This is a genomic window from Arthrobacter sp. S2(2024), assembly GCF_036662515.1.
Taxonomy (GTDB): Bacteria; Actinomycetota; Actinomycetes; order Actinomycetales; family Micrococcaceae; genus Arthrobacter.
In genome coordinates this window covers 343657-358930 of record NZ_JAYKZI010000001.1, presented here as the reverse complement: position 1 = coordinate 358930, position 15274 = coordinate 343657, and the positions used below count along the sequence as shown (strand labels likewise).

Sequence of the window (15274 nt, the reverse complement as noted above, 5' to 3'; positions counted from 1 at the left end):
GAACTTCTCTGATGGCGGGACACTTTGAAGTGTTCACTGACAACGGGGGCAGCTGCAGGGTCAGGCTGGTTGACGAGTTCGGGAAAGAGCTTGCCGTCTCGTCACCATTCCGGGACACGGCCGCCGCAGTCCGGGGGATCTATACCTTCCGTGAGATTGCGGCAAGCGGACTGATCGAAGACCACACGTCCCGGTTCTGAGCTTTGAGCGCCGCCTCCGCGGCAGTTACTTCTTCGCCGAACGCGGCTTCGCGGCTTTCGGCGGGAGAGTCGCAACGTAAGCGAACGCCTTTTCGACCCACTCCGCCGTTTGCTCATCGTCGCCGGCCAAGGCTTCGGGGAGCCCGACGTAGCCACCCATGGCGCGGCCTTCCGGGCCGAACGGGAGCGTTTGGTGGCTGGCCTCCAGTGCCTCGCGGTCGGCGTCGGAAAGCTTGACGCCGATCATCGGACCGAACAGTCCGGCGAACATATTGCCGTTCACGAAGGCGCCCAGGTTCCCGAACATCGGCTTGACCACGACGTCAGGGTTCTCCGGCACCACCGCGCGGAAGCGGTCTTTGTCGGCGTCGGACGGTTTGGGGATCTGCATGTGCGTACTCCGCGGTAGGGGATCGAAAGCCTAGGACTGAATGCAGCATACGACGGCGGGATGCGGGCTTCCAGCGTCGGCGCACCGTTCTCCTTGGCAAACGATGAAAGTAGGATGGGCGAATGTCGAGTTCACCGGAAAACGAAGCAGCAGACCTGCTTCAAGGCATTCTGGACCTTCAGTCTGTTCTGGTCGGCGCAGGGAATGCATCTGATTTCCTGAGCGGGCTCACTAAGCTCGCCGCTGCCTCGATTTCCGAAGCTTCCGGCGACGAGATTGAATGCGCCATCACTGTCAAAGTCAGACGCCGTCCCCTCACTGCAGCGGGCAGCTCCCCACGCGCCGTGCAGATTGACCGGTTTGAGCAGGCTATCGGTGACGGCCCCTGCATCGCGGCACTCCGCGAGATGTCTCCCGTGATCATCGACGACGGTTCGACAGATCTCCGCTGGCCGGCGCTCACCAAGAAATTCGCCGAGATCGGCGTTCATAGCTCGTTGGGGATTCCCATGGAAATCAGCGAGGACGCTAGTGCGGCGCTGAACTTTTTCGCATCCAAGCCAGGCGCGTTCACCCCCGATGTCTTCAACAAGGCCGTGGGCTTCGCCGCTGCCGCCCGCAACATCCTGCACCTGTCCGTGCGCATCGACTCAGCCCACCACCGGGCAGAGGACCTGGAATCAGCAATGCAAAGCAGGACCGCCATCGACCTGGCCTGTGGTGTCATCATGGCGCAAAACCGATGCTCGCAGGCAGAAGCGATGGAAATCCTCACCAAGGTCTCCAGCAACCGCAACCGCAAACTACGGGACATAGCCACCGAACTGATCGAACAAGTCTCGGGGAGCGGGATCGAAACCCACTTCGAGTAGGCGCACGCTTTGGGCGCCGCGGTAGGCGGGATAGCACCGGCAGTTTGACGCAACCATTCGTGCAAGAATCGCGGCATGGATGAGGATGAGGATGAGCGGCGGACAAGGGAACAATTGATGCTCCACGAGGCCCTCGTGAAGGCGATGGATCGGCGGGGCGAGGTCTTCGAGGTGGTTGAGGATTCAGAGAACGTGGACGAAGCAATCCAGCGGGTGGGTCAGCTGTTGGGCCTGGGAGAACTGGGCAGTCGGGTAGTCCTCGACATGCAAGTCAGAAGATTCACCCGAGACCAGCGCCAGGCCATCGCTTCCTATGCAGAAGAACTCAGATCAAGGCTGCCCAACGGGCGCTGAAGTGGTCGCGTGCGGTTGTCGGAGTAATCTCGGCGAACGCAGGCCCTTGCGCGCGCTGCGTGCGTGACGCTTGAGGATTCAGGTCGTTGCACCATGCGGGATAGACGCGGAAACCGCGTTTGCCGGGATGAACGTCGGAACTGACGTATCCGAGCGAGACCAGGTGGGCTTTGGTGAATTGGAAGACCCCGAACCGTTCTTGCTCCTCTACGAAGACGAGCAGTCCGGACATCGACTCGTCAGCCGTGAAGGGCCTGGTCGATCCGCCTTCGCCGCGCTTCCAGACCGCGACGAAGGCACCGGGTTTCGTCGGTGTGATCCGGGCGGTGCGGATTCGCCATAGCTCATTCCTGATGCGGGCAACACCGGATTCGTAGTCGCTGTTCTGTTCTTCAACCTCGATGACAGGCTGTGCAGCGGCAAGAGCAGGCGCAAGATCGAAGAAACGCTTGAACGCGTGGAAATTCACTCTCAAACTGTATCCACATGCCGGGTGAGGGGCTGGCTACCGCACCGTCGTGAAGTGCTCAACCACCGGGAATGGATCGTAGAAATGGTGCAACAGCTCCTTCCACCGCTCATAGTCGGCGGACCCACGGAAGCCGTCGGAATGGGCTTCGACCGAATCCCACTCAACGAGTAGAAGGTACAGGTTTGGGGACTCGATCGAGCGTGAAATCGAAAGACTGCGGAAGCCCTGCTGCCGGCTGATCAGAGGTCGCGCCATCCGGAATGCCTCTTCAAAATCGGACTCGCTGCCGGGACGGACGGGGAGGATTGCGTGCTCCAGAATCATTCCCTCAGCTTCTCACGGTGGTCCAGATGAGGGCCGGCTAACGGTCACCGGGTGACAAAATAGCGTTGGGAAAAGTTCGTCGCTTATCGCCGCGAATCCGGGGCTTGTCGGGTGTTCCGAAAGGGGAGCGCGTTCAACACAGCATTGCGGATCGTGATGCCCGATTGCGTTTTGGGTACGAGGAGGCGCGATGCGATGCCGGCGCCCCGTTGTAGCGAGTGCACGTGTTTGCGGTGGCTGCGTTCATAGCCGGCGAAAGCGGCGGTGTGGTCATCCGGGTAGGCGGCAATCGCGTCGGCGAGGGTCTTGGCTCCAACGATCGCGCTGCTGGATCCTTCACCGAACAGCGAGATGCAACTCGCCGCGTCACCGAGCAGCACCACGCGGCCGGCAGACCACTGCGGTACGTCCATGCGGGTGACGGCGTCGAAGTACCTTTCGTCGGACGCGCCCCATTCCTCGAGCGCGAGCGGGGTGAGCCATCCGCCGTCGGCGTAGGTGGACTCGACGAGGCGTCTGCCTTGGTCCGCGTCGCGGTAGTCGAAATGGTGCTGCCCCCGGAAGATGAATGCGAACCCGGGATTCCCGCCCGCCGGGTGGATGGTCAAGGAGGTTCCCGGTTCGTTGTACATCAGCACGGTGCGCGGATCTTGGATCGGTGCAGGGGCGCGCACGGTGCCCACGAACATGCCGAATGGGCGGGAAAAGCGTTCTTCGGGGCCGAATACCAAGCGCCGAACGGCGGAGTGGAGCCCGTCGGAACCGACGACCAAGTCGAAGCGACGGGAAGGGGTCCGCCGAAACTCGACGTCGATTCCGCCGTCGTCCTGGTGCAAGGCGGTGATCGAGTCGTCCCGGATGATGCGGCTTGTCTCCTGGGCCTTCTCAAGCAACAGGCCGACGAGGTCAGTGCGTGCGACCTCGACCTCTCCGTCGCGGTCGGCGCGTTGCCGGGTGGGGATGGTGGCCTGCGGCCGCCCGTCGGCATCGACGAAGACCAGGCGTTCGACACCAGTGGCGGCCTCCTCCAGGCGCGACCAGATGCCCATTTGCCGTGCTATAGGGACTGCTCCTCCGCGTACGTCGATAGGGTTGCCGCTAGATCGTGCGCCGGCCGCTCGTTCCACAATCGTGACTGACCGACCGGCCTTCGCCAGCCAGTACGCGGCGGTCAAGCCGGCAATGCCGCCACCGGAGACCAGTACGCTTCGATCCACCATGCCCTCATTCAAGCACTCAACACCAGGGGTGGTCTTCGGGCGTTGCCGCGGTCGATGGCGGCCCCCTTTATGGTTGGCTGACGCCGTCGATCTTGCGCTCGAGCGCAGCTCGTTCGGCGGCGTTCCTGCACAGCTCAACGGCCTGCAGGAAAGCGGACCGCGCTTCGTCTCGACGACCGAGCCGGGTGAGCATCTCGCCGCGGATCGCGGGGAGCAGGTGCGAACCCGTCAGTTCGCCCCGTGACGAGATCGCGTCTACCAGCTCGAGACCCTCCGCGGGGCCGGTGGCCATCGCGACCGCGACCGCTAGGTTGAGTTCGATGACGGGCGAAGGCGCCAGCCGTCCGAGGGCTTCATAGAGGATTACGATCCGCTGCCAGTCCGTTTCGGCAACCGAGCGAGCCACCGCGTGACACTCGGCGATGGCGGCTTGGAGGCCATATGCGCCCAGTCCACGTCCGGCCCCCACAGCCTGTGCCAGCGCCGCACGCCCGCGCCGGATCGCCGCCTGGTCCCACAGCCTCCGGTCCTGGTCCTCCAGAAGGACCGGGCGACCGGACGCATCAAGTCGGGCCGGGAAACGGGCTGCCGTGAGTTCCAGCAGCGCGAGAAGCCCGAATACCTCCGGCTCGGGCGCGAGCCGCACCAGGACGCGGGCCAGCCGGCGGGCCTCGCCGGCTAGATCGGTGCGGATCCACTCCTCGCCGCCCGACGCAAACGAGCCCTCCGTGAAGATGAGATAGACGACCTGCAGGACCGAGCCGAGCCGTTCGTTCATCTCCTGCCGTTCGGGCACAGCGAAGGGCACCTGTGCGGCGGCCAGCGTCTTCTTGGCCCGCGTGATGCGTGCCTGGATCGTCGCCGCCGGAACCAGGAACGCCGTGGCGATCTCGTCGCTGCCCAGTCCGCCGACCACCCGCAGCGTCAAGGCGATCCGGGCCTCCTTCGACAGCACGGGGTGGCACGAGATAAACATCAACGCGAGCACGTCGTCATCAATCGCGTCAGGGTCGAACAGCGCGTCCGCCCCGGGCGTCGAGTCGTCCAGGCCCCGGGCGAGAAGAGCGTACCGTTCGTCGCGCCCGGCGCGCCGCCGGAAAGCATCGATGGCACGACGGCGGCCCGTAGTGAGCAGCCACCCTGCCGGCTGGGCCGGCACCCCGTTTACGGACCAGGACACCAGCGCCTCGGCGAGGGCTTCCTGGGCGAGATCTTCGGCCAGCGAGAAGTCCCCCGTATAGCGGGCGAGGGCGCCGACGATGCGGGCGGACTCCATCCGCCACACAGCCTCGACGGCGCCCCGCGCCTCTGCGCTGCTCACCGTCGGCTCAGAGCTGCCCGGTCAGCTCGCGCCACGCCCGTTCCTTCTGGATCCACTGGTTGTCCTGCGGGAACTCATCGATCGTCGTCACGCGGCGGATCTCGGTCTTGCTACCCGCCGTGAGCGGCGCCCGCTTGGCCCACTCGACAGCCTCCTGCTTCGATGCGACATCAAGGATGTAGTAGCCGGCAAACAGCTCCTTGGTCTCTCCGTACGGGCCATCGGTGACAACCGGCGTCTCGCCGGTGAAGTCGACCACGACGCCCTCATTCGCGTCGTCCAGGCCCTCGGCCGCCAGCAGGACACCGGCACGAATCAACTCGTCGTTGAACTTTCCCATGGCATCCATGATTTCGGCGAAGTCCGTGTTCGCGAAGTTCGCGAAGGACTCGTCCGTGGGACGCATGATCAACATGTACTTGGCCATCGAATGCTCCTTGATTCCGGAAGGTCGCTTTTTTGACCTTCTCACCCACAGGTCGAACGGCGCGAGGCCGGATCGACACAGACCGGAGAATCTTCTTTTGTTTGCTTCCGCGGTGGACTGCTTGCCATCGTTCGACCAACGCTAGCTGACCAGCGGTGACTGACCATAGGGTCAAGGACGCGCAGGCCCCCGCCCGTAAGGGGATCCTTGCAGGCCCCACCACGGACGCCCCTGTTCCGCCCGAGGGCCTTAGCTAGGATTCGAAGTCACCGTGCAGTCCCGGTGTCAGTGGGAGAAGTTTGCTGAGATCTCGGCGAGGGTGCGCCCCTTCGTCTCGGGCGCGAGCCATTGCGAGAGGGCTGCGCCGAGTAATGCGACGGCGGCGGCCACGACCATGCTTGGGCCCAGGCCGATGTTGCTGATCGCCCATGGCAGCGCAAAGGTGCCGAGTGCGGCTCCGATGCGGCTGAAGGCCGCGGCGAAGCCCATGCCGATGCCGCGCAGGTGGCCGGGGAATACCTCCGCCGGATAGACCTGGGTCATCGTGGTGTAGCCGGCATTGAAGAAGGAGAAGGCGAGAAACAGGACGAGCACGAGGATCGCTGGTGCGTTCGCCCAGACTCCGATGATCAGCAGGATGCCTGCGCAGAGCCACTGCCCGGGCACGGTGAGAATTCGACGGCCGAGCTTGTCAATCAGAAGCACGGTGGTGACAACACCCGCGGCCGCAAGTGCGGACAGGCCCACTCCACCGGTCCAGCCGCCGAAGCCGAATTGGTTGAGCACGTCGTCGGCGAAGGTCGCGATCGCGAAGTACGGAGTGACCGCACAGAACCAAAAACCTGAGGTGAAGAGGGTGGTGCGCCAGTACTGCCTCGAGAACAGCATTCCGAAGGAAGCGCCCTTGATTTTGGTCCTACTCTGCGCGGCTTGGGCCTCCTGAATCATCCTCAGATCCATCTCTCCAGTGATGCTGTCGTGCATCTGGGGCGATTCGACATATCGGCGTGCTATCGCGAGTGCTTCCTCATGCCGTCCCTTCGTAATGAGCCAGCTCGGCGATTCGGGGAGGCCCAAGCGGGCGAGGAACAGGACGAATGCGAGTATCGTGCTCGTCCCGATTACGAGGCGCCATGGGGTGCCGGCGTCGTGCAGGAGCGTGCCGATGATGAACGCCATCATGAAACCGACATACCAGGCGATCAGAGTCAGCCCGAGCAATCGCCCGCGGAGCTTTGGCGGGGAGAACTCTGATAGCAAAGGCCCGCCGATCGAGTACTCGCCGCCGATCGCGACGCCCATGAAGAACCGGATGGCGGCCAGCTGGATCACGGCCCCTTCCCCGGAGGTCACGAAGAACTGGGCCCCTGAGGCGACCAGGAACAGGCCCATGTCCACCATGAACATGGGCTTTCGTCCGAACTTGTCAGTAGCCCAGCCGGCCAGCGGGGAGCCGACGAAGATACCAACCAGCGGGCCTGCAGCAATCATGCCCAGAGATAGTGCGTCGAGCTGGAGATCTGACCGCATGAGTCCGCTGACGGGGCCGATAATTCCGAGGATGTAACCATCGAGGAACATCCCGCCGATGAAGACAGCGACAAGCCGCACCATGAAGCGGCGTTTGAACTTGGAGCTGGTCTCTCTTGATATGGAGGTGTCGACGGAGGCCGTCGTCCCGGTCGGATAGATCATTGAGATTTGTTCCCTTCTGACGTCAGCGCAAACCGCTGACGCCGTTTCCTAGACGCACGGACAGCCGCAGCCCTTAGCGACCGGTGGACGATGCCGACTGGCTTGACGCCAGCCGATATGGCCGCGCAGGACTCGCGAGATGATTTCGGCGTCGTCATGTATCACTGCTGCCCAATGTGACATATGACTCATATATCAGAGAACTCTATGGGTGCGATCCTCACCCGGTCAAGAGTTTGATGTGTAAATTGGTTGTATCCGTGGGCTCACGGGGTCTGTCTGAACCGGCGCAGGTTCCGTCAACGTGCATGCCAGGCGGACGCTCTGAGCCAACATTTAGTGCTGCCAGACTCGGCAGCGTACGCCGGAGACTTTGGGCTTGCTGTCCGGAATCCAGGCTTCCGGGTTACGCTCGCGGAATGAAGCTCCGGGGGCTACTTCTGATCGTGCTTGGGATGCTGGCCGTTGTCCTGGCGCTGGCTGTGTTTATCCGTGGGGGTGTCAGCACCATTTGCCCCGCGGTGGGGCACGCCTACACAGGCGATGTGGAGTTGGTGTTTGCGCACGAGCCAACGTCGGTTTCGGCATGCTTCGGGGAGGGCTGCACTCCGGCCCCGGTAATCAGGACCCCCGACGGCAGGTGGCTGGTACCGCAGTCTGCGCCTTTCCTGATGCCGCCCGTCAGAGTCATGTCTGTGTTTGTCGACGCTGTGGACTCTTCAGGTGTCCGTGTGGCGCGCGTGCTCCCGATAGAAACGGAGCCGACAGGGGAGCGCCCTGACGGCCCCGAATGCGGCGGACCAGTGCGGTTCAAGCCAGAACAGGTGCCGCCTGGTTGAAAACACATGGCCTCGACCACGCGACGACCTCACGACTTCGGACCTGCAACGCGTTCTTCAGCAGGCTCGTCCTGGGTCGAGACTGTGGACTTCACGCGCCCAGGGGCCACCGTCCAGCCGGGTTAGGGATCCCTCACCGGAACGCCTAGGCTCTCGGCTCTACCCGAAAGGCACCGTCGGCGAGTCGAACGATCTCCACAACGGCACGGACCGGCCGAATGGGGGACTGTCCGCAGAGAAAAACCAGGCCAACGACCAGGAAGGCGAAGGCGAACACGCTCAACCCAGCGCGCCACAGCAGACGCCGGCGGAGACGCGAGCCCGACCATCTGGGCGCGGCCGCAAGAGGCAGGGCGGTCGCGGGCAGCAGCAGATCATCAGGCAGCTCAACGGTTTCCGGTTGCATCGTCCCCCAGATTATCGACTGGAATCAGTGTATGTTCAGCACCCGCGGACGCGACGGGAGAACATGCGGTGCTGAAACTACCGTCGCTCTGGATCCCACTGGCGTCCAAAGCTAAATCTTCCAACAAGGCTCCCGCGGGCGGGATGGCATTCACTGCTTTCGCCAGGTTTTCATTCAGCACTCAGAACACCGCGTACGCTGTGTAGTCAGTAGCCAATTGAGGCCGTAGAGGAGTTCTAGCGTGCTCAACAATGGAAGCGCAGGGGTCAGCGTCGGAGCATTGGTTGCTGTGGCCGCTGCCTTGTACATCGTGCTGGTGGTACGCCGCAGGAAGTGAATGCCCCTTCGCGAACGTCCTCGCGAGGGATCCTTGCCCGTGCATTCTGCGGATAGTCGGCTGGTTGACGCGGCACCCGGAGGGCGTTGACTGCCCGGCCGACGAGTCAGTCGCTATCCAGGCCGGATCAGTCGATGGCGGCCATGATGGTGGCCAGGGCATCGTCGGCGGTGGCGCCGGGGACGTACGTCACCGACGCTGTGTAGATCTGGTCCGGGGTGCAGAGGATAGCCTCGCTGTAGGAGCTGTCGTGTGCCGCTATCCACGCAGACCAATGACGGTCCTGAGTCCAGTTAGCGATGATCTTGACGGTGCCGGGTCCCAGCTTTCCGCCATCGCATTGTTCGGTAAAGACGGCCCGGTCGTCGTCGTTTTTCAAAGTCAGCGCCTCCAAGGTGACACGCGGATGGTAGGGGTCACCGTCGACGGTGTACCAGCAGCTGAGAAAGCCCGTGGCCTCCTGCGTCTCCGGGTGTGGCCCGTACAGCGGGAGGTCGGGGAACTTGGACAGGTAGGTCCCGGCGTTCTCACAGAACTGAGCGGACGGCTGACCGGTGACGGGGATCTTGCCTGAAGGCCCTGACGAACTTGGGCTGGGTGCGGGACTGGGGTGGATCATCGGCAGCAAAGGCGCGCAGCCGGACAAACTGAGCGTTATGACGGCCAACCCAGCGGCGCCGCGTAGCTGCATGACATCCCCCTTGCGTCAGCGATGGTTCACGGTAGCAGGCGCATGGCCGGCGTCGGTAGGGGCCCGTCCGAAGTGACCGCAAGCCAGTGCCTCGCCGTATACCGCGGTGCCCGAATAGGGATCCCTCACCGTGCACCTGGACAGAACCAGTGGAGCGGCGCGGAGAGGGATCGGCGAGGTTAGACTCACGTGAAAGCATCAGGGCCTCGGCTATCGCGCTACGGCCTCGGTTGTGCAATAGATCCAACAGCGGACCAGGATCGGTCTGATTCATTTCGACAATGGGGCGGGGAAAATGAACATCGAGGCCTTGGCCGCAACGGGCAAATACAGCAACGCCACCCTGGAAGCCTACACACGGTTCCAAAAGGGCATGCTGATCAGGACCGGTCTCCTTCTCGGCGAGATGATCATCATCATGATTACGCTTGCTAGCCTTCGACCTGACGTGAGCAGCCCGTTCTTTTGGGTTCCTATTGGTGTGATGTGGCTGTCTGTTCTGACCTATGCAGTCTTGTGGGTTCCGGGATATTGGAGGATCGTTCGCTCATCCGCCGCCGATCGCAAACGGCGAAAGCAGGGCTTGCCCCCCGAGCCGCTCGAACCCGTTGTGGTCGTCAACCCATCGAACAATCGGGCGGGAGCCACAGGCTAGGAATAGCCCGCTTGAACTCTGAGGCGAGACCACCCGAAGCGAACAGTGTCCGGTGAGGATCGACTATCGGGCGTCCGCGCCGAGAATGCGCGCCACGATTCGGCTCGCCGATTCCGATGCATTGATGCGCTCTTCTTCTACGAAAGATAACGGCTGCCAGCCGTGGTACCAGGCCCGCAATCCTTCTTGCTGAAGTCTGTCGCTTGTGGCCGCGTAGCGTGCCTGCGGACGTTTTCATCGAACGTAAGGTCGAAGGCAAAGAACCTCGCGTCGTTGCGCTGGGCGGCGACCCGTTGGAGCATCGCCGAATACCACTCCGCGTTGAATATGCCTTCGAGGATGACGTGATGCCCTGCACTGAGGCAGTGAGCTGCCGCGGCTTCGAGAAGGTCTGCGTGGGCGAGGCTCTCCTGTTCCCGCTCGCGGTACACGACCCGCCGGAAATGATCTTGACTGAGGATAGCAGTCGGCCATCCCAGCGCTTGTTGTAGCCCCGCTGCGATGGTGCTCTTACCGGAACCGGAGTTACCACGCAGGACAACGAGCATGTTTCGAACGTAACAGAGGGATGCCCGAAACGGATCCTTTACCGGGTATCACTGGCCTCGCACCGCCGGTTCAGGCAGCCAGGGTCGCCCAGATGAGACCGGCAGTGCATACAACCAGGCCGGCTGTCGCCACGACGAGGGCCCACGAGGCGGTGCGAATTCGTTCGGACATCCGCTGATCGAGTTTGGCGCGCTGCTCTATTACCCAGACGTCGAGGGATTGCTGTGCACCCCAAGCGACGTCTTGCCCCCCGACGTGCCGCAAAAGCTTGCCAATTCTTTTCAGGTCCTCCGCCGTTGGCTCGGGAATCTGGTGGTCGATCTGTGGTCGTCGCATGCTCAAGAATCGCATAAAGCCGACGAACTCATTTCGCATGACCATCCCCGACAGCGCCACGCAGCCGGCCGCACCCTTTCCGAGAGCTAAAGGGCCTTCTTATAGAAGGTTGCGGCGTCCTCGTATGCGAGGGCAAGATAGATATCGTCGGCCCTCCGGCTTGCTAGCGCCACATAAGACGACCCTTGCGCCTTGCGCCCACGACTCGACTTCAGTCATCAGAGCCTGTCCAACACCTTGCCGTCGTGCTCGCTTGGTCACCATGACCTCTTCGACCCAGGCAGCAGGACCGTTGGCAAGAAAGGTGGCCCGACAACGGGCTAAAAGATACCCAACGACGGACCCGTCATGCTGTTCGGCTATCAGAACGAGCGTCTCGGGCGCCTGGAGCGACGAACGGAAGGTTAGTTCAAGGCTTCCGGCTCTGGCACGAACGTTGTGGCGAAATCCTGAAGTAGAAGCCAAACGTTGTCCGCATCATTGATGACGGCGCGTCTGATCGTCATGGTGAGGTTTTGCATCTGGCACCTCACCGGGCGGAACTGTAGGCGAGGCCATCTGCAATGCGGTTCAGCGACCCACCTTTGATGACCTAGCTGGCCGGGACAGCTGTCCATCCGGTGAGGGACAGGAGATCACCAGCAATATCCTGGACGCTGCGGTTGTCAGTAGGGCATCGCTGGACCCACTGCGGCGTGAGGAGCTCAAGTTCCCTCGCCGCGGCACTGCTGCGGTCAAGATGATCCTGAAGGTCGCTCCCCTGAACGCGCCCGCGCAGCCGAGTTGAGGATGTTGCATCAGTAGCGGTCAGCAGAACGGCGGTAATTCTGGGTTCATCTCCCATGGCGGCCGCCAATTCCTGGGAAAATCGGACGCTGACCGTGTTTGTGTAGATCATCCTCCGATATCCAAGGTCTCGATAGTTTGCCCAGATCGCGGCTAGGTTCCGCTCGGCCAGCTGATGCTCCCATGGACGGGGGAAGGCCAGATCAAGATTGTCGCCTTCAATCACGCAGTGTTTGATGTTCAGAACGGCGAGCTGCGCGTGGAGCTCAAACGCCACGGAGCTCTTCCCAACGCCAGAGCGACCCCCGATAAAAAGAACCTCGCTACGCATGTACACCCCTCGAGTATTGCCTAGAAGCCGCCCGAAGCAGCAGAAACGGTCGCTTACAGGTACTAATGCAAGCACCCTAGGCAGACAGGTAGTTCTCGAAGCGCCATGTGGCTATGTGGAACGGTGCCCGTTAGCTGATCCTTCAGCGTGCACGTCGCCGAAGCCAGGAGGCGTCCGCTTCGATTATTTGGCAGGGGGTTCGCTGAATGGGAAGCGAGATGTGGTGTCCCAGGTGAAGGTGCCTCGTTTGGCATCCTGGTGGACGGCTATGAGATGCATTTCGTTGATGGTCAGGGGAGGAAGGGCGGGTGCCCTCAGCTGGTCGGACGCTTGTTGAATGAGGGCGGTACTGCCTTCGGCCAGGGCGTAGCCCAGGGTGAGATGGGGGTTGAAGGGGGCTCCCGGCAGCGGTTGGCCCTTGTTGATGGTGTCAGCGGCCGCGTCGCGAACCGCCGCGGTCAGTTTCGCCCATGATGACGTACTGGTTCCTTTGACTCCAAGCGAGTAGTCATCCGCTTCCGGTTCGCCTAGCTCGATGCTGAACGGCTTGGTGTCGGCGGCGAGGCTCTTTAGCGTGGCCATGAAGGCATCCATATCTTCAGGGCTGACGTCGTCGGAGGTAACCGCGAACTGCTGCACCGTTGCATGCAGGTAGTTTGCTGGCTGGATGGAGCAGTAGTCGAACGCCTCCAGGACGCGCTGACGTTCTTCCAGCGCCGATCGGAGGTCGGGGGCGGGCAGTGCGTAGATGTGCAGGCGGTTCTGCATAGACGGCCACAAGGTGATGGGGTGCCCAAAGAAGCGCTTCACGGGTAAACCGTAGCGTCGTCGTATGAATCGGAGGTGAACCGACTGCCTGATGGGCAGCAAAACGCCCGCGCGCCTTGATGGTGGGCGTCAGTAGATCCGTCTGGAGTTCTCTCAGCGGCCAAGCACCGAATGCGCAATCTGCTGCGCGGCTTGGTTCGGTGTGATGTGTGTGGTGTCGATGACCTCGGCTTCATCGTGCAGCCAGGTACGAGCTGCCTCGGCGTATGGCTCCAAGTACGCGAAGCGGAACGTCGAGGGGCCGAGGTCTATGTCGTTCTGTATGCGGTCGCGGAGCGTGGCCTGGTCGGCGTGGAGCACGAAATGCTGGATCGGTATGCCGTATTCCGTAAGACCATCGCTGATCTCCCGCCAGTAGCTCTCGACCAGGACGGTCATCGGCATTACGAGTGTGCCTCCGGTGTATTCGAGCACGCGTCGAGCCGTTTCGACGACGAGCCTTCGCCACGGCTCCCAATGCTGGAAGTTGTCCGTTGCAGGAAGCCCCGGCTTGATGTCCATGAGCATCTCACCGACCTTCTCAGCGTCGAAAACGCGCGCGTCGGGCAGCAATTGCTGCACGAGCGCGCTCGTCGTCGTCTTTCCAGCGCCGTGGGTGCCGTTGAGCCAAACGATCATGAACCGAACTCTAGCGCCAAGAAGTGTCCTTCAAGGCGCGCCCGGTAGCCGATCGGCTTTCGGGCACCCCAAAACGGACTAGCTGCGGCGAAAGGGTGCGCCCATGGTGAGGGAAGAGCGACCCGTGCGATAGTTGCGGAGTGAAACGGGGGAAATGGGTTGCAGGCGGGGTCCTCGGCGCGGTCATTGTCGTTGCGCTCGTTGTAGTGGTGTTTCGGGTCTGGGACGTCCATCAGATGACCTCTGATTGGGCGCTCTGGCCAAAGGAGGTGCCATCGAAGGTCCAGTTCGCCAATCGTGACTACCAATGCGGGACGAATCCGATGCCAAACACGCACAACCTCGACGGAGTGACCAAGCAAGGAAAGACCGCGGGCGGAGCTGACATCTACTCAGCCGCACCAGGAACACAAAGCGGCACAGCGACTTGGATCGTGATCAAGACTGGCCAAGCCACCTACACCTGCGACCTCATGGGCGGCCCGTAGCCGCACTGAGCAAATCCCAAATGTCCGGTGGGGATCCTTTACCGGACGTTTGGACAAGAGGTGCTGTCACGAGATTGCGTCGACAAAGTGGGAGCAGGCAAGCTCCATCATCTCGGCGGGGAGCTCGTGCCCGCCATCAAACAGATGTGTGTCGCAGACTCCAGGGCCGAAGCCCGCGAGCACGGCGCGCACTCCGATAACTGGGAACCACGGATCAGCGGATCCGGCGGTGACAAGCACCTTCTGTCCGTGGAGCGCTCTCGCGAGCGCAGGCACGTCGCCGGCCGCCTCAAGGCCAGGGACGAACCATGCCGGATTGTGCTTGATGCGGTGAGATGCGAATGAGGCGACGGTGCCCAGACCGCAACTGACTACGCCAACGGAGAGGCGCGCATCGAACGCTAGGCTGAAGAGCGCCACCTGACCGCCAAGGGAATGGCCCATGATGCCCAGAATCCCGGCCATCCCGGGCTCCTCAACCAGCCACGTCGTCAGAGTTGCGATGTCTTTGGCGTGCTTGGCCTGAAGGCTGCTGCCTTGTGCTATACGCATGAGCGCATCGAGCTGCTCGTCATCCGCGCCAGCGGGCGACCAACCCCGTTGACGCTCCTCGAAGCCGATCAAGTCCGGGATGAGCACCCGGACTCCGCGTTCGGCGAGCCGGAACCCGTATGCCATCGAAGGATCACCGCAGAGACCGGCCACTTCGCTCTTGCCGATCGAGAACTTACCGGCATGCTGGTGGACCGCGATCACAGTCCTTCCGGCGGGCGCCTCAGGGCTCAGAAGCAGGCATGGGACGGTGTCACCGTCGCTCGTGTCCACTTCGACCCGTTCCAGGGCGATCGAACCAACAGGGTCAAGCGGGCAACGGCGCACGGCCGCCGGGCGGAGAAGCTCAGGGGATTCCAAGCCCAGCAGCCGACGGACCCATTCGCGGTTCCCTGACAGGTTTTCCATGAGCACATGGTCTCAGCCAGTCACTGCTCCGGTCACAAGCAGCGCACGCTTAGGGATGGTATTCCCGCCTTTGGAGCGTATATCGCGTCTCTTCGGCGAAAGCGAGATCTTCATTCGAGGCCTTGCGGCCGTCCGGCTGATAGCGTGAGCGGCATGATTGGACGGCTTGAGCTG

The 15274-nt window shown here is 62.3% G+C and carries 21 protein-coding genes; 6 read left to right on the top strand and 15 right to left on the bottom strand.

Annotated elements, in window-relative coordinates; translation table 11 throughout:
* Positions 1–11 precede the first annotated feature (11 nt).
* The gene (locus VLA65_RS01610) at positions 12–200 is read left to right on the top strand and encodes a YegP family protein (RefSeq protein WP_059388065.1); all 189 of its coding nucleotides are present in this window, start codon (positions 12–14) and stop codon (positions 198–200) included.
* Between the two features lie 25 nt (positions 201–225).
* Here VLA65_RS01610 and VLA65_RS01605 read toward each other — a convergent pair whose 3' ends face one another.
* The gene (locus VLA65_RS01605; protein WP_284991767.1) at positions 226–591 is read right to left on the bottom strand and encodes a TfoX/Sxy family protein; all 366 of its coding nucleotides are present in this window, start codon (positions 589–591) and stop codon (positions 226–228) included.
* 122 nt (positions 592–713) lie between these two features.
* Here VLA65_RS01605 and VLA65_RS01600 point away from each other — a divergent pair, with 122 nt between their 5' ends.
* Complete coding sequence (locus VLA65_RS01600; protein WP_059388063.1) at positions 714–1463, top strand: GAF and ANTAR domain-containing protein; 750 nt, start codon at positions 714–716, stop codon at positions 1461–1463.
* A gap of 75 nt (positions 1464–1538) precedes the next feature.
* The gene (locus tag VLA65_RS01595) at positions 1539–1817 is read left to right on the top strand and encodes a DNA gyrase subunit A (RefSeq protein ID WP_332601600.1); all 279 of its coding nucleotides are present in this window, start codon (positions 1539–1541) and stop codon (positions 1815–1817) included.
* Here VLA65_RS01595 and VLA65_RS01590 read toward each other — a convergent pair.
* The 6 genes from VLA65_RS01590 to VLA65_RS01565 all read right to left on the bottom strand — a co-directional run bounded on the left by VLA65_RS01590 (position 1789) and on the right by VLA65_RS01565 (position 7276).
* Entirely contained in the window at positions 1789–2286 is a 498-nt protein-coding gene (locus tag VLA65_RS01590; RefSeq protein ID WP_332601599.1) for a MepB family protein, read from the bottom strand. The two genes, VLA65_RS01595 and VLA65_RS01590, sit on opposite strands and share 29 nt — an antisense overlap.
* Before the next feature lie 36 nt (positions 2287–2322).
* A complete protein-coding gene (locus VLA65_RS01585) occupies positions 2323–2613 on the bottom strand; it encodes an antibiotic biosynthesis monooxygenase family protein (protein ID WP_332601598.1) in 291 nt (96 codons plus the stop codon).
* An 83-nt stretch (positions 2614–2696) separates the two neighbouring features.
* The gene (locus VLA65_RS01580; RefSeq protein WP_332601597.1) at positions 2697–3833 is read right to left on the bottom strand and encodes an FAD-dependent oxidoreductase; all 1137 of its coding nucleotides are present in this window, start codon (positions 3831–3833) and stop codon (positions 2697–2699) included.
* 67 nt (positions 3834–3900) lie between these two features.
* Positions 3901–5154, bottom strand: a complete 1254-nt coding sequence (locus VLA65_RS01575; RefSeq protein WP_332601596.1) for an RNA polymerase sigma factor — start codon at positions 5152–5154, stop codon at positions 3901–3903.
* 7 nt (positions 5155–5161) lie between these two features.
* The gene (locus VLA65_RS01570) at positions 5162–5581 is read right to left on the bottom strand and encodes a YciI family protein (RefSeq protein ID WP_306962323.1); all 420 of its coding nucleotides are present in this window, start codon (positions 5579–5581) and stop codon (positions 5162–5164) included.
* A 285-nt stretch (positions 5582–5866) separates the two neighbouring features.
* On the bottom strand, positions 5867–7276 hold the full coding sequence (locus tag VLA65_RS01565) for an MFS transporter (protein WP_059388057.1): 1410 nt from the start codon (positions 7274–7276) through the stop codon (positions 5867–5869).
* A 1486-nt stretch (positions 7277–8762) separates the two neighbouring features.
* On the opposite strand from VLA65_RS01565, the gene VLA65_RS01560 reads away from it, so the two are divergent.
* On the top strand, positions 8763–8858 hold the full coding sequence (locus VLA65_RS01560) for an MYXO-CTERM sorting domain-containing protein (RefSeq protein ID WP_113990585.1): 96 nt from the start codon (positions 8763–8765) through the stop codon (positions 8856–8858).
* Positions 8859–8985: 127 nt separating this feature from the next.
* Here VLA65_RS01560 and VLA65_RS01555 read toward each other — a convergent pair whose 3' ends face one another.
* Positions 8986–9549, bottom strand: coding sequence for a hypothetical protein (locus VLA65_RS01555; protein ID WP_059388055.1), 564 nt, complete (start codon positions 9547–9549; stop codon positions 8986–8988).
* A 295-nt stretch (positions 9550–9844) separates the two neighbouring features.
* Between VLA65_RS01555 and VLA65_RS01550 the strand changes: the two genes are divergently transcribed.
* Entirely contained in the window at positions 9845–10204 is a 360-nt protein-coding gene (locus tag VLA65_RS01550) for a hypothetical protein (RefSeq protein WP_332601595.1), read from the top strand.
* A 137-nt stretch (positions 10205–10341) separates the two neighbouring features.
* On the opposite strand, the gene VLA65_RS01545 is transcribed toward VLA65_RS01550, so the two are convergent.
* The 6 genes from VLA65_RS01545 to VLA65_RS01520 all read right to left on the bottom strand — a co-directional run bounded on the left by VLA65_RS01545 (position 10342) and on the right by VLA65_RS01520 (position 13652).
* Entirely contained in the window at positions 10342–10752 is a 411-nt protein-coding gene (locus VLA65_RS01545; RefSeq protein ID WP_332601594.1) for a tRNA (adenosine(37)-N6)-threonylcarbamoyltransferase complex ATPase subunit type 1 TsaE, read from the bottom strand.
* A gap of 70 nt (positions 10753–10822) precedes the next feature.
* The gene (locus VLA65_RS01540) at positions 10823–11089 is read right to left on the bottom strand and encodes a hypothetical protein (protein WP_332601593.1); all 267 of its coding nucleotides are present in this window, start codon (positions 11087–11089) and stop codon (positions 10823–10825) included.
* A 99-nt stretch (positions 11090–11188) separates the two neighbouring features.
* The gene (locus VLA65_RS01535) at positions 11189–11554 is read right to left on the bottom strand and encodes a GNAT family N-acetyltransferase (RefSeq protein ID WP_332601592.1); all 366 of its coding nucleotides are present in this window, start codon (positions 11552–11554) and stop codon (positions 11189–11191) included.
* A gap of 127 nt (positions 11555–11681) precedes the next feature.
* Entirely contained in the window at positions 11682–12206 is a 525-nt protein-coding gene (locus tag VLA65_RS01530; protein ID WP_332601591.1) for an adenylyl-sulfate kinase, read from the bottom strand.
* 183 nt (positions 12207–12389) lie between these two features.
* Entirely contained in the window at positions 12390–13016 is a 627-nt protein-coding gene (locus tag VLA65_RS01525; RefSeq protein WP_332601590.1) for a 2'-5' RNA ligase family protein, read from the bottom strand.
* A gap of 111 nt (positions 13017–13127) precedes the next feature.
* A complete protein-coding gene (locus tag VLA65_RS01520) occupies positions 13128–13652 on the bottom strand; it encodes an AAA family ATPase (protein ID WP_332601589.1) in 525 nt (174 codons plus the stop codon).
* Between the two features lie 140 nt (positions 13653–13792).
* Here VLA65_RS01520 and VLA65_RS01515 point away from each other — a divergent pair, with 140 nt between their 5' ends.
* Positions 13793–14140 carry a hypothetical protein gene (locus VLA65_RS01515; RefSeq protein ID WP_332601588.1) on the top strand — a complete coding sequence of 116 codons (348 nt, stop codon included), beginning with the start codon at positions 13793–13795 and terminating at the stop codon, positions 14138–14140.
* A 66-nt stretch (positions 14141–14206) separates the two neighbouring features.
* On the opposite strand, the gene VLA65_RS01510 is transcribed toward VLA65_RS01515, so the two are convergent.
* On the bottom strand, positions 14207–15100 hold the full coding sequence (locus VLA65_RS01510) for an alpha/beta hydrolase (RefSeq protein ID WP_332601587.1): 894 nt from the start codon (positions 15098–15100) through the stop codon (positions 14207–14209).
* Between the last annotated feature and the right edge of the window lie 174 nt (positions 15101–15274).